The 13,359-nt window shown below is 66.2% G+C and carries 10 protein-coding genes; 5 read left to right on the forward strand and 5 right to left on the reverse strand.

Going from position 1 to position 13,359, the window contains the following annotated elements:
* Positions 1–74 precede the first annotated feature (74 nt).
* Positions 75–917, reverse strand: coding sequence for an IclR family transcriptional regulator (locus ACFVJ3_RS37805; RefSeq protein WP_378456927.1), 843 nt, complete (start codon positions 915–917; stop codon positions 75–77).
* 317 nt (positions 918–1,234) lie between these two features.
* Here ACFVJ3_RS37805 and ACFVJ3_RS37810 point away from each other — a divergent pair, with 317 nt between their 5' ends.
* The 3 genes from ACFVJ3_RS37810 (at position 1,235) to ACFVJ3_RS37820 (ending at position 4,080) form a co-directional block, all read left to right on the forward strand.
* Entirely contained in the window at positions 1,235–2,551 is a 1,317-nt protein-coding gene (locus ACFVJ3_RS37810; RefSeq protein WP_378456928.1) for a flavin monoamine oxidase family protein, read from the forward strand.
* A gap of 151 nt (positions 2,552–2,702) precedes the next feature.
* Complete coding sequence (locus tag ACFVJ3_RS37815) at positions 2,703–3,323, forward strand: MspA family porin (RefSeq protein WP_378456929.1); 621 nt, start codon at positions 2,703–2,705, stop codon at positions 3,321–3,323.
* A 61-nt stretch (positions 3,324–3,384) separates the two neighbouring features.
* The gene (locus tag ACFVJ3_RS37820; protein ID WP_378456930.1) at positions 3,385–4,080 is read left to right on the forward strand and encodes an MspA family porin; all 696 of its coding nucleotides are present in this window, start codon (positions 3,385–3,387) and stop codon (positions 4,078–4,080) included.
* A gap of 71 nt (positions 4,081–4,151) precedes the next feature.
* Here ACFVJ3_RS37820 and kdgD read toward each other — a convergent pair whose 3' ends face one another.
* Both kdgD and ACFVJ3_RS37830 read right to left on the reverse strand, forming a co-directional pair.
* Positions 4,152–5,066, reverse strand: coding sequence for a 5-dehydro-4-deoxyglucarate dehydratase (gene kdgD / locus ACFVJ3_RS37825; RefSeq protein WP_378456931.1), 915 nt, complete (start codon positions 5,064–5,066; stop codon positions 4,152–4,154).
* 127 nt (positions 5,067–5,193) lie between these two features.
* Positions 5,194–7,533, reverse strand: a complete 2,340-nt coding sequence (locus tag ACFVJ3_RS37830; protein ID WP_378456932.1) for a pyruvate dehydrogenase — start codon at positions 7,531–7,533, stop codon at positions 5,194–5,196.
* 325 nt (positions 7,534–7,858) lie between these two features.
* Here ACFVJ3_RS37830 and ACFVJ3_RS37835 point away from each other — a divergent pair, with 325 nt between their 5' ends.
* Complete coding sequence (locus ACFVJ3_RS37835) at positions 7,859–8,941, forward strand: M48 family metallopeptidase (protein ID WP_378456933.1); 1,083 nt, start codon at positions 7,859–7,861, stop codon at positions 8,939–8,941.
* A gap of 32 nt (positions 8,942–8,973) precedes the next feature.
* Here the strand turns inward: ACFVJ3_RS37835 and ACFVJ3_RS37840 are convergent, their stop codons facing one another.
* Both ACFVJ3_RS37840 and ACFVJ3_RS37845 read right to left on the reverse strand, forming a co-directional pair.
* Positions 8,974–9,405, reverse strand: coding sequence for a DUF2510 domain-containing protein (locus tag ACFVJ3_RS37840; RefSeq protein WP_378456934.1), 432 nt, complete (start codon positions 9,403–9,405; stop codon positions 8,974–8,976).
* Positions 9,406–9,525: 120 nt separating this feature from the next.
* Positions 9,526–11,889: an arylsulfatase gene (locus ACFVJ3_RS37845; RefSeq protein WP_378456977.1), complete on the reverse strand. Its 2,364-nt coding sequence runs from the start codon at positions 11,887–11,889 to the stop codon at positions 9,526–9,528.
* 319 nt (positions 11,890–12,208) lie between these two features.
* Between ACFVJ3_RS37845 and ACFVJ3_RS37850 the strand changes: the two genes are divergently transcribed.
* Complete coding sequence (locus ACFVJ3_RS37850; RefSeq protein WP_378456935.1) at positions 12,209–13,354, forward strand: aromatic acid exporter family protein; 1,146 nt, start codon at positions 12,209–12,211, stop codon at positions 13,352–13,354.
* Positions 13,355–13,359 lie beyond the last annotated feature (5 nt).

A 13,359-nucleotide genomic window follows, 5' to 3' on the forward strand; every position in this document is an offset into this window, starting at 1 on the left:
CGAGAACAGTACGGACGGCAAGAACTGGCCGTCAACAGTCAGTTGCGGCCTGGAACGTCTCGCGGTCGAAGCGGTTAGCGCGCCGAGACCGCTGCCGCCACGTCGCGCAACATGGCAATCGCCGTAACCCGGAATTCATCGGTCGCTCGACTGAGCGGCAACGAGATGTTGATCCCGCGCAGAGTCCCGTCCGACTGAGGTGGCAACGCGATCGCGATAGAGGTCAGGCCGATTTCGTACTCTTCGTCCGAGATCGAGATCCCGGTCTTGCGAACCTCGTCCAGCCGCTTCTTCAGTTCCGGCCAATCGGCTGCGGTTCGCTTCGTCGTCCGATGATACGGACCTTCACCGATACGCTCCTTGACCTCCGCGTCGTCCAACTGGGCGAGCAGCGCCTTCCCCAGAGCCGTGTTGTGCGCGGAGATCCGCGCACCGATCGTCGCCTGCGGCGTGAGCATGCGCGATCCAGTCACCCCATCCAGGTAGACCACCCACGGTCCGAGCAACATGGCCAAGTTCGTGGTTTCACCCGACTGCTTCGACAACTCGTGCAGCTTCGGACGTATCACCACGGTCGGATCGCTGCGAGCGATCAGCGGTCCCGCGAGCTGCAGAAGCGTGCTGCCCAATCGCAGGTTTCGACCGCCCGCGACCGGCTCGAGGAACCCGTGACCGACCAGAGTCCCCACCAACCGGTGGACGGTCGGCATCGGCAGGCCACACCGTGACGCGATGTCGCTCTGACTCAACTCCGGATCGTCCTCCGAGAAGAGCTGCAGAATCTCCAGACCGCGAGCGAGGGTCTTGACCGAGCTTGGCGAGGCTTCCGATTGCGCGCGCACGTCTGAAGTGGACATGCACGCAAAGCTACTAGCACCCCGGCCGCGCTGGGACGGCATCCCCGCCGAGCGGGACACAACCTCCTCGGCTGAACATACGGCCGCGGCCCTGTCCACCCGACCGGGAAACCAGTGCCTGCCTCGCGGGAATTCGGGCCTTGACGGCCATATCCCCCGGTAGATACAGTTCTCGTCATTCGGAAGTTGATTTCATTCCTCGAAACTCCTCGCTTCTGGAGCGAGACGGGAATGACTTCCGGTCGCTGAAATCTACAGGTGAGCAGCGCCGCCGGCATTCGTGCAGCTTCTCCTGCACTCCTGGCCTCACAATCGCTGCCCAGGCCTTACACACCATGAGCCACACTGTGGTTCGAACATCACGAAGCGGAGAAGCAATGCTGGACGTGGTAGTCCTCGGGGCCGGGCTCGCCGGCCTCTCAGCCGCGCGAGATCTCATGCACGGAGGTCTCGATGTCCGGGTCCTCGAGGCCCGGGATCGCGTCGGGGGCCGGGTCAAACAGACCCGACTCGACGATGGTCGGATCGTTCAGCTCGGCGGCGAGTTGGTCGGGAATTCCCACACGTCGTACATCGGTCTGGTGAACGAACTCGGATTGTCGCTGCGTGACAGCTACATCTCCGAGCCCGGGCAGACGGTGTGGGATATCGACGGAACCGTCCTCCGTGGCGACCTCGCAACCTGGATGGCCGAAGAAGATGTTGCGGACTACGAGCGTGTAACTCAGATGATGGTCGCTCTCGCGAAGCAAGTTCAGCCCGAAAATCCGTGGGCACATCCCGACGCGAACGTGCTGGACTCCCTGTCGTTCGCCACGTGGCTCGACGAGGTCGCAGCTCGACCCGCGGTGAGTCGCATGTTCGAGCTGGCCAAGGCGGGACTGGCGGCCGATGGCACGGCACGAACTTCGCTCCTCGCCGAGCTGCGCAAGATGTCTTCTGTCGGCGCGACCGCCCTCGAGAGGTATTACGACATCGACCAGTGGACTCGGTCGACGGTTGCGGAGGGTAGCGCAACGGTCGCACATCGTATGGCTACCGAGCTCGGAGACCGAATCGAAGTGTCGAGCGCCGTCACCGCTCTCCACATCGAGCCCCACCGAGTCACCGTGGAGCTCCGTGGCGGTCGCACGGTCGCCGCCGCAAATGTGGTGTGTGCGATTCCCGTTGCTCCTCTCAGGCGGGTCGCCATCACCGGGCTGACGTCCGAGCGCCTCGAATCCCTTCACTGGATTCGCAACTCGCTCACGGCGAAAGTGGTCGCCGCGTACGACACTTCATTCTGGCGCGGCCAGGGTCAGAGCGGATCCGCCTACGGCGATGGACTTCTCGGATCTACCTGGGTGCAAGGGCCGGGTGTGCTGTCCGCACTCGTGCCCCCGGCGCAGTTGTCGTTCCACCTCGCCGGAGATCAGGCCGCGCGTGACGTGGACGCCCGCGCGGCATTGGCACGGATGTACGGGGAGGCTGCCGCCCACCCGACGGCACTGTTCACCGAGGAATGGTCGATCAAGCCATACTCGTTGGGTTACATGGCGCATTACGCTCCCGGTGATCTCTCCGCCATCGGTCCGCTACACGCGGCGCACGAGCCGCCGTTCTTCGTCGCCGGATCGGACTACTGGGTCGCCGGCTACATGGAGGGCGCAGTCAGGACCGGGCGTTCGGCAGCCCAGGCGGTACTGCGGCGATAGTCCGCTCGGTCCGCCGGCAGCACACCTGCCGACCCGAGCCCTGGAAATTCACCTGCTCGACAACATGTTCCGTCATCGCACGAGATCGCCACCGATCCCGTGCGATGACGTGCTGTCAGCTCGCTGTTCACAATCACGAATGAGGGAATGAATGAGCAAAATCCGTAAGGTAGGCCTGCTCCGTGGAGCCCGACTCCTCGGCCTAGGTGCCGCTGCGGCTGTAGTCCTCGGCCTGATGTCCACGGGTGCGGCCAACGCCGACACTTTCGTGCCGCTGCCGGGTGGCGAGAAGGTCGTCAACGCCGGAAGTATCACGGCCAAGATCGCCCGCAACGCGGAGAGCGCTCTGGTTTCGCCGTCGCTGGCCGCCAATGGTGCGGGCCGCACGGCGTGGGTGTCGGGCGATGCGTTCGCCGAGCTCGGCGGCGAGATCCCGGAGGAAGGCGCGACGCTGACCACGGGCTACATCGTGGGTTGCCAGGCCGACATCACCGGCCTCGAAGGTGGTCTGAGTGCCGATCTCGGTCTCGACTCGCTCGGCCTGGGTGGTTCGCTGTCGATTCCGATCAGCGCCGGTGAGGTGAAGTTCGCCAAGATCAAGTCCAAGACGGACCTGAAGCCGGGCGTCTCCGCGATTCAGTACCGCGACCAGCAGATCGAGCTCCAGGGTTGCGGCGGCTACGCGCAGGCTCGCGCATACACCGTCCTCGAGATTCCGGGGAACCACTACGTCAAGTCGACCCTCTACGGGCAGCCGTTCAGCATCGGCTGATTGCTCGCACCGACACCATTCACGACTTCTCGCGTTAGCGACATTCACCCTGGAGGGAACAATGAACAGTAAGACCCTGCGCCACGGCGCCAAGGCTGCCGGCGTGGTCGCCGCGGCCACCGTCGCGATCGGCCTCGTCTCCACCGGTGCGGCCAACGCCGACACCTTGGTTCCGTTGCAGGACGGAACCATCACCCAGACGCTGCTCGACGGCACCGTCGTGACCGTGCGCACGACCGGCAACACCACGAACATCAGCTTGTCGATGGGGTCGACCCCCCTGCACCGCAATGTGTGGGCGTCGGGCACCATCGATGTCTCCATCGACGGCGGCACCGCCGAGGGTGGCAACATCGATGCCGGGTACATCGTGGCGTGCCAACTCGACTTCGGCGGCGAAGTTAGCGGTGGCGCAGCCGGCGGAGCGTCGTGGGACGACATCCAGGCCGGTGCGGTCGGTAACCCGATCAGCACGAGCGACACGGCCGGCGGCGGCGGAATCTCCATCGCCCCCGGCCAGGCTGTCAGCGTCCCGATCCTCGACGTCGAGTACATGGACAGCTACGGCGCCGAGGCGCACACCAGTGACTTCGATTTCGAAGGCAACAGCGGTGGATTTACCTACTCGGACGAGACGTTCGGTGTCTCCGGTTGCGCCGGCTACGCGCAGGCCCGCTCGTACGCGACCGTTTCCGTCTCGACCGACTCGGTCGATGGCACCGTCACCCTGTGGGGACAGCCCTTCAGCCTCGGCTGACCGCCGGGCACCGGCTCTCCCGCGTGCCAGTCAGGCGTGCCCGACATTCGCGACAACGCGCACGGTGCGGCTCAGCTCACCTTCTTGATCAGGTCGGCGAGCTCGGCCAGTTCGACGGCGTCGAGGTCGGTCAACGGCGCGCGGAGAGGGCCGGCGGGTCGGTCGATCACCGTCATGCCGGCCTTGATGATGCTGACCGCGTATCCCTGCTTCTTGTTGCGCAGGTTGCAGTACGGGATCACGAACTCGTTGAGCGCGTTGATGACGAACGCGTTGTCGCCGCTGCGGAGCGCGTTGTAGAAGTCGATCGCGAACTTCGGCACGAAGTTGTAGATGGCCGAGGAGTACGTGGTGACGCCCAGTCCGAGATACGGCAAGGCGAACATCTCGGCGGTGGGCAGTCCGCCGACGTAGGTGAGCCGGTCGCCGAGGCCGGCGTAGATGCGCGTCATCTGCTCGATGTTGCCGACACCGTCCTTGAAACCGACCAGGTTCGGGCAGCTGTCCGCGAGCTCCGCGACAGCGGCCTCGGTGTAGACGGCATTGGCGCGACTGTAGATCGTCACACCGAGAGTGGTTGCAGCACAAACCTCTTTGACGTGGGCGACGAGACCGTCCTGGCTTGCCTCCGTGAGATACGGGGGAAGCAGCAGGATGCCGTGCGCGCCGACGCTCTCGGCTGACCGGGCCATCTGCACGGCGGTGGCCGTGCCGTAACCGGCAGGCGCAATCACCGGAAGACCGTCGGGCGCCTCCTGCACCGCGGCCCGGACCACCTGCTCCACCTCGGGCGGGGTGAGCGAGAAGAACTCGCCCGTGCCGCCCGCGGCGAACAAACCGGAGGCGTCGAACTGCCCGAGCCAGCCGATGTTCTCGCGGTACGCGGCCTCGTCGAACGAGTGGTCATTCTTGAAATGGGTGACCGGGAACGACAACAGACCGGAGCCGAGCTTGTGGGCAATCTCTTGGGGGGACGCAGTGGCCATGGGTTTCGTTCTCCTCGTTCGCAATCGCGTCACTGTCGGTGCGCGCTGTGTCCAAGGCTAGGAGCGACAACCATTCAAGTCCAACACTAGTTCTGGATACTTTGATACCCAAAAGGTATCGAGGTGTTCAGGAGATGTCGAGGGCGGCGCGGACGATGCTGTCGGTGTCGATACCGTGGTAGCGGTAGACGTCGTCGAGGGAACCGACCTGCCCGAACTTGGAGACGCCGAGTGCCGCGCCGCGAACGTGGTTGATCCCGGCCAGGAACGCCAGGGTGTGCGGGTGCCCGTCGAGGACGGTCACCATCGGCGCCGCCCGATCCGCGGGAAACACCTGGTCGAGAATCCACGACGGCCCGTCGGCCAGTCCGCGGCGCGCCTGCACCGCCTCGAACAACAACCCAGGGCTGGTGACACACACGACGTCCGCGGCGATGCCCTGCTCGGCCAACCGGTCGGCGGCGGTGAGGGTTTCGGTGATCATCGCACCCATCCCGACCAGAGTCACGGCCGGATTGTCGGTGTGCCGCAGCGTGTACGCGCCGGCGACCACCTGACGGCGTCGGCGTTCCCGGGCGGCGGGATCCGACGGCACGGCGGCGAGGGTCTGATCGACCGGGCGGGTCGACAGCCGCAGATACGACGAGGAGCCGTCCGGGCGGCCCAACCGGGAGATGCTGTCGAGGAGCGTCCATTCGACGTCGATCGCGAACGCCGGTTCGTAGCTCACACACCCGGGTTGTTCGAGGCCGATCGAGGGGGTCTTGATCGACTGGTGCGCCCCACCCTCGGCGGCCAGGGTCACCCCGGACGGGGTGCCGACCAGGATCGACTGCCCGCCCGCGTAAATCCCGTACGACCAGGGTTCCAGGGCACGTTCGACGAACGGGTCGTACATCACCCCGATCGGGAACAGCGGCTGCCCCCACCGACTCCAGGTGGCCCCCAGTTCACCCATCAACCCGACCAGATTCGTCTCCGCGATCCCCAGTTCCATGTGCTGCCCGGTGGGCTTTTCCCGCCAGTGCATGATCGTCTCGGCGTCGTCGTCGAACCAATTGCGGCGCTCGTTCGGCGACCACACCCCCACCTTGTTCAACCAGCCGGCCAGGTTCGTGGTGGAGCTGACGTCGGGGCTGACGGTGACGACCCGTTTCGCCGCCTCCGGCGCCTCCCGGGACAGATCCAGCAGCGCACGACCCAATGCCGCCTGAGTGGTCGACGTCCCGGACGGGGTGCGGCCGATGTCGGCCGGCACCGAAGGCGGGGTGGCCAGGTCGACGGGTTCACGGGTGAGCCATTCGGCTGAGGCGGCGCAGACGCGCCCCGCGGTGCTGTCCGGGGCGAACCGTGCCCACGGGTCCGCCGGGTCCATGCCCAATTCGGCGGCGAGCTGTTCGTACTGCTCCACCGTCAGCAGCGACGAGTGATTCTGCGGATGCCCCTGCGTCGGCAGGCCCCGGCCCTTGATCGTGTAGGCGATGATCACCGTCGGGCGGGTGTCGTCGATCTGCGCATAGGCGACGCGGAGCGCGTCGAGGTCGTGACCGCCGAGATTGCGGATCGCCGCGAGGAGGGTGTCGTCGTCGAGGTCGGCGATCAGCGATCCGATCGCGGCGGCGTCGGGGCCGTCCCCGGGCAACCGGTCTCGTACCTGCGCGGCGTCGCAGCGCAGCAGACGCTGGTATTCGGGGTTGGGCATGTCCAGGATCCGAGTGCGCAGCGCCGGCCCGCCGGGGCGGGAGAACAGCGACTCGAGCAGGGTCCCGAACTTGACGGTGAGCACCTGCCAGCCGGCGGCGGAGAACATGGCTTCGAGCCGGCCGGCGGCGATGTTCGGCACCACCCGGTCCAGGGACTGCCGGTTCAGGTCGACGATCCACACGATCTCGCCGAGTTCGGACACGGAGTGATCGAGGATCGCCTCCCACACCGCGCCCTCGTCCAGTTCGGCGTCGCCGACGAGGGAGTACTGGCGGCCCGTCCCCGCCGACCCGATCTGGGTGTTCACGTAGCGGCGGGCGATGGCACCCCAGATCGGGGCGGTCGCGCCGATGCCGACCGACCCGGTCGAATAGTCCACCGGATCCGGATCTTTCGACCGGGACGGGTACGACTGCAGCCCACCGAACTCCCGCAAGGTGGTCAGATACTTTTCGTCCAACTCACCGAGCAGGTAGTTGATGCCGTGCAGCACCGGGGAGGCGTGCGGTTTCACCGACACCCGGTCACCCGGCCGGAGCTGCTCGAACCAGAGCGAGGTCATGATGGTCGCGATCGACGCACACGACGCCTGATGACCACCGACCTTGAGGCCCGTGGGGTTCGGGCGAACCCGGTTGGCGTGATGAATCATCGCGGTCGAGAGCCACAACACGCGCTGCTCGATCTCCACGAGCGCTTCCGGATTGGCCGCGCGCGGGGTGAGCTGCGCCGTGTGGTCGTCGATCGTACGGGCGTCGTTCATTGCTTCGTCCTTGCCTGTGAGTTCCTGGCACCGAATCCGATCCTCCTCGGCCCAGTTCGTGGGCGAGGCGGATCGGCGGTGACGGGCAGGCGGACCTGTGGGAACCGACCTCACCGCATCTTCGAGGTCTCGTGTGCAGATCTCTCACAACAGTCGAACATCGGAACGCACTTTGAGCAATACCGAGCGTCAAGCTTGAGCATACTGCGCATGTTCGGAGCAGTCGCCGCGGTCGGTGGTTGGCAAAATGCCCAGCACGACCGCCGCCGCTACCCTCCGGCGCTACCCTGACCTGGAGGCCACGCACACCGACCCAGGGGGAAGCTTGACCACCACACCAGACCGCGTTCGCACGGCGTTCCCGGAGATCAGCTCGCGTGCGTGGGAGCACCCGGCGGATCGGGCGGCGCTCGTCACCCTGCGCACCTTGAAGGGGTTCGACACGGTCTTCCGGACCATCTCGGGTCTGCTGCAGGAGCGTCAGCACCGGCTGATGTACCTGGCCACCTCCGTGCGCGTCGACGAACGGCAGTTCAGCGATCTCCACGACCTCCGCAGCGACTGCGTGCGCATTCTGGGTGCCGACGAGACACCAGAACTGTTCGTGCTGCAGACCCCGGTCGTGAACGCCTTCACCATCGGCATGGACCGGCCGTTCATCGTGGTCACCACCGGAATGCTCGACGTGATGAATTACGAGGAGCAGCGGTTCATCATCGGCCACGAACTCGGGCACGCCCTGTCCGGGCACGCGGTGTATCGCACGATCCTCATGCATCTGATGCGCTTGGCCGGGACCATCGGCTGGATCCCGATCGGCGGGTGGGCGCTGCGGGCGATCATCGCCGCGCTCATGGAATGGCAGCGTAAATCGGAACTGTCCGGCGACCGTGCCGGATTGCTGTGCGGGCAGGACGTCCACACCGCCCTTCGCGTGCAGCTGAAGCTGGCCGGCGGTTCCCGGGTCAGCGAGATCGACACCGACGCCTTCCTGGCCCAGGCCGCCGAGTACGACGCCAGCGGCGACCTGCGCGACGGCGTCCTCAAGCTCCTCAACATCGAACTGCTCTCTCACCCGTTCTCGGTGCTGCGTGCCGCCGAGTTGAAGAAGTGGGTGGACAGCGGCGCCTACGCGGCGATCCTGCGAGGCGAATACCCGCGCCGCAGCGAGGACGACGACGCCAAGATCAGCGAAGAATTCCGCAAGGCCGCGAAATCGTACAAACAGAATTTCGACACCTCGAACGACCCGCTGATCCGCATGCTCCGTGAAATCGGCAGCGGACTGGGCACCACCGTCGACGCCGTCGGAAACGGCGTCGGCGACGTCGCGGCGGACATCAAGGAGCGGTTCACCCATTGGCGACGGAATTCCGACGGCAAGAAGGATTCCGACGACGACAACTGATCAACCATCCGATCCCGGCGGAATCGGATGTGTCAGTGCATCATCCCGCGTCGAATGCGCTCGTTGTGACCGTTCGCTGCCACACAGGCCCAGATCATGCAGATGATCCAGTGCACAAGGAACGGGAAACCGAACGACACGAACGACAGGAAGAACGCGAAGAAGCCGACAGCCAGCATGATGATTCCGCCGGCCACCGACGCGTAGAGCAGTCCGAGCGGCCCGAACAGGAATGCCAGCAGAAATGCGACACCCACACTCTTCGGCGCAACGAGCCCGACCGGCTGGTGCACCACGACGTGATGAGGGACGGAGTTCTGCAGGGCGGGGTACTGCAGCGGCGCCCAGTGCTGCCCGTCCCACCATCGGACCTGCCCGGACCCGGCGGGATCCGGGTACCAGCCAGACGCTGCCGACGGGTTCGGCTGATAGGGAACCGGCCAATTCGAGTTCGGATCGGTCATGACAGCGTTACCTTCCCCCTGGCCCACACAATCGCCCCGGTGGCGACACCGCATTCGCGGTGCAGGCAATGAGGAATCTATCGGAGGTCGGGCGCGATTTCGCGCGCCCGCCCGCTCCGGTCAGTCGGCCATCGCCTCGGCCAACTCTTCGACCTCCTGGATCACCGGTTCGGGCACCCGCACGGGGCCGGGGGTGTAGGTCACCGACCGCAGCCCGCCGGTGAATCGGAAGGTTCCGCGCCGTTCCCGCAGATCCCACACGACGGGTCCGCGGGCGTCGACGCCCACCGAGATCCCGGTCCACGGCGCCATGCCGACCAGCTGGAACTGGTCGTCGAGGGTGGCCACGTCGGTGCTGACCCCGGCCGCGTCGGTGAGGGTGACGGTGAAGTTCCACCGGACGGATTCGGTGGCCTCCGCCCGCACCTGCACGCCCACCACATCCGCACCGAGGGGCGCGGAGGTGTGCGCGACGCGGCCGTAGCTGTTGACCGCGAACACGATCCGGCCGTCCTCGACGTAGAGCACGTATCCGCCGTGGGGGTCACCGTGAGCGACGAGCACCCCTTCGTCGCCCGCGGCGATCGCGTGGGTGGCGACGTCGATGGTGAAGTCGCGGTACTGGATCAGCACACTGGACCGATAGCGTTCCAGCGTCGGGGTACCCGCGAGGATCTTCACCGGCTCCGCGAGTCGGCGTTCGTCGGGCCGCCGCTGCACGGCCTTGCGGTCGTTGAGGATCGGGAACACGGTGTTGTGCCACGCCGCTCGATCCCACGCCTCGGCGAGTTCCCGCACCTTCTCGGGAAAGACACTTGCGACGTCCGTGGTCTCGGCAGGGTCGGATTCGACGTCGAACAGTTGCCACTGCGGATCGTCGACCCGGGTCGGATCCGTCTGCAGCGACAGCAGTTTCCAGCCGTCCCGGTAGAACCCGCGGTGACCACCGAACTCGGCGTACTGCTCCGTGTGAGGGGTGGGCTGCGCGGCGTCCCGCAGGACGTCGGCGATGCTGACACCGTCACGCTCCTGCGCGGGAAGCCCGTTCCGATGGCTCGGAGTCTCGAGTCCGGCGAGATCCAGGAGGGTCGGGGTGATGTCGGTGACGTACGAGTAGTGCTTGCGCAGTCCGGTATCGCCGTCGGCGCGCCCGAGACCGGCGGGCCAGGACAGCAGGAACGGCACCCGGACACCACCGGCGAACGTCTGACCCTTGTAGAAGCGGAACGGAGTATTCGACGCCTGCCCCCAGCCGCGCGGGTAGTGGACGCCGATCTTCTCCGAGCCGATCAGTTCCTCGTCGTGCGGGACGTCGCGCACCCAGTCCGCCGGGACCGGTCCGTGCACGAATTGACTGAAGTACGACCGTGTTCCCGCCGCGCCACCCTCGGCGGTGCCGCCGTTGTCGGAGGTGAACACGATGATGGTGTTGTCGGTCTCGCCGAGTTCGTCGAGGGTGTCGAGCACCCGGCCCACGCTCTGGTCGATGCTGTCGACCATCGCAGCGTAGACCTCCTGGTACCGGGCGAACCGCAGCTGCTCTTCTTCGGTGAGCTCGTCCCACGGCGGGGCGTCGTAGCCGGGTTCGGTGTTGCGTTCGGCCATCTGGGTGCCGGGCGGGAAGAACCCTGCCTCGAGTTGCGCGTCGAAGCGGCTGCGCCGCACTGCGTCCCAACCCTCGGTGTAGCGGCCTCGGTACTTGGCCAGGTCTTCGGGCTTGGCCTGGTGCGGTCCGTGCATCGCGATGTGCGAGAAGTACAGGAAGAACGGCTTGTCGGCGTCGTGGGCGCGCAGGCTCTTGATGCGCGAGATGGCCTTGTCCGTGATGTCGTCGGTGACGTAGTAGTCCGACGGATACTCCTCGACGTCGACCACGGAGTTGTCCGAGATCAACTCGTTCGGGTAGTAGAACGAATTCATTCCTTCGAGCGATCCGTAGTAGCTGTCGAATCCGCGCTGCAGGGGCCAGGAATCGCGGGTGCGACCCGGCGCGAGGTTGGTGTCGCGCGCGAGATGCCACTTGCCGACCGCGTGCGTGGCATACCCGTTCGCGCGCAGAATCTCCGCGAGGCTGAGCGCGTCGTCGGCGAGTTCCATCCGCAGTCCGGGGAAGCCGGGATCGAAGTTGGCCACGCTGCCGTAGCCGGCGCGATGCGGGTTCAGGCCGGTGAGCAGCGCCGCGCGAGCCGGTGAGCAGACCGAAGTGGTGTGATAGTTCGACAGCCGGTAGCCGCTGTCGGCGAGCCGGTTCAGGTTGGGGGTGTCGATCTCGGAGCCGAACGGTCCGATGTCCGAGTATCCCATGTCGTCGATGAGGATGACCACGATGTTCGGTGCACCGGCCGGCGCTGTCGTCTCCGGCGCCCACCACGGCGTCGACTCCGCACTCGTCCGCCCGATATGTCCGCCGAATCCGTCGTACCCTCGCGCGTCCGGCGGGATCTCCTGCTGGCCCGCGACACCGCCGGTTCCGTTACTTCCCACTTCGGGCACGCGCGCAATCCCTTCACTCACGGAGACCGATTTCCCCGTATATGTGGGGGAATAGTACGGTGGCTCACAACCGCGGCGAGTGGTTTGAATCACGAAGATTTCAAGCCACGTTCAGCAGTCTGCTGTGACCTGCATCGCCCGAAATAGGGCGCATAACGTGATCTGCGCTATGAAAGCGGCGACTTTTACACGGGCGTAAGAAATCCAGGACAAGCTTTGCGAAGGCTTGTCCACCGGCAGTCGTCGGCAGCGGCAGGCGCTGGTGAATGTGCTCCTGCCCACGTGTGACCGTCCAGAAAGCTGTACCACTGTGTTCCAGCTCATTTCGATACTCGGCTTTCTCCGGAGAATCGGCTCCACCGCGCTGCCGTCAGTGCGTGCCGCGTTGCTTCGCTTCGCGGGGTACCTGGTGCCGATTGCGCAGACTGCGGTCACCGCTGGGGCGGCGTGGTGGGTGTCGGTCGAGGTGGCCGGTCACGAGCAGCCGCTGCTGGCCCCGCTGGCGGCGGTGGTATGCCTGAGCGTCGCACGGGGTGCCCGCAGTCGCCGGGCCGGCGAGCTGATTGCGGGTGTCACCATCGGAACGATCGTCTCGGACGTCGTCGTGCGGTACATCGGCAACGGGCCGTGGCAGATCTGCCTCGTAGTGGCTGTGGCGATGTCTTTCGCGGTGCTCCTCGACGGTGGTTCGGTGATCGTGCTGCAGGCGGGTTCCTCCGCGGCGCTGGTTGCGGCCATGGCATCCGCCACGAGCGCCCACCCGTTCGACCGTGTCGTGGACGCACTGATCGGGGGTGCGCTCAGCCTGGTGGCGCTGTCCGTGTTGCCCACCGACCCCGTGCGACGGACGCGCCGGTGCGCCGCCGCTGTGCTGGACAGTGTGGCCGCAGCCCTCCGGCAGACATCGAAGGGACTGGCCGCCGGTGACGTCTCCGCGCTGGAGGATGCTCTCGCACTTGCCCGTTCGACGCAGTCGACCATCGACAGCATGCGCGTCGAACTCCGCTCCGGCTCCGAAGTGGCACGGATGTCACCGATCCACTGGCGGGGACGACGCCGCATCGGCCGGCTGGCATCGATCGCCGACCCGATCGACAACGCCGCACGCAACACCCGGGTCCTGGTGCGGCGCGCCCTGATCGCCACGTACGACGGCGAGCGAGTGGACCCGCAGTTGGCGGACGCCGTCTCCGATCTGGCGCACCTCGCCGACCGGATGCGGCTGATGATTCTCGCGACTCCCGCGAAGAAACCCAATGAAATCCAGATCAGCGACGAACTCGAGCGATTCGCGCGCTCACTGCCGCAGCAGGAGATCTCGGCGGGGTTCTCCGCAGCGGTCGTCTCCGCGCAGGTCCGATCCATCGTCATCGACTTCTTCGAAGTGTGCGGGATCCCGCGCGCCGTCTGCCGTCCGATGCTGCCCCGCCCCGCCCACTACGCGGGCGCCGCGTAGCCCGG

The sequence above is a fragment of the Rhodococcus sp. NPDC127593 genome, assembly GCF_042671975.1.
Taxonomy (GTDB): domain Bacteria; phylum Actinomycetota; class Actinomycetes; order Mycobacteriales; family Mycobacteriaceae; genus Rhodococcus_F.

What these genes read in the sequence shown, in the direction of transcription:
- ACFVJ3_RS37810 (WP_378456928.1), top strand. Translation starts at nt 1,235, where the DNA reads ATGCTGGACGTGGTAGTCCTCGGGGCCGGGCTCGCCGGCCTCTCAGCC.
- ACFVJ3_RS37815 (WP_378456929.1), top strand. Translation starts at nt 2,703, where the DNA reads ATGAGCAAAATCCGTAAGGTAGGCCTGCTCCGTGGAGCCCGACTCCTC.
- ACFVJ3_RS37820 (WP_378456930.1), top strand. Translation starts at nt 3,385, where the DNA reads ATGAACAGTAAGACCCTGCGCCACGGCGCCAAGGCTGCCGGCGTGGTC.
- kdgD (WP_378456931.1), bottom strand. Translation starts at nt 5,066, where the DNA reads ATGGCCACTGCGTCCCCCCAAGAGATTGCCCACAAGCTCGGCTCCGGT.
- ACFVJ3_RS37830 (WP_378456932.1), bottom strand. Translation starts at nt 7,533, where the DNA reads ATGAACGACGCCCGTACGATCGACGACCACACGGCGCAGCTCACCCCG.
- ACFVJ3_RS37840 (WP_378456934.1), bottom strand. Translation starts at nt 9,405, where the DNA reads ATGACCGATCCGAACTCGAATTGGCCGGTTCCCTATCAGCCGAACCCG.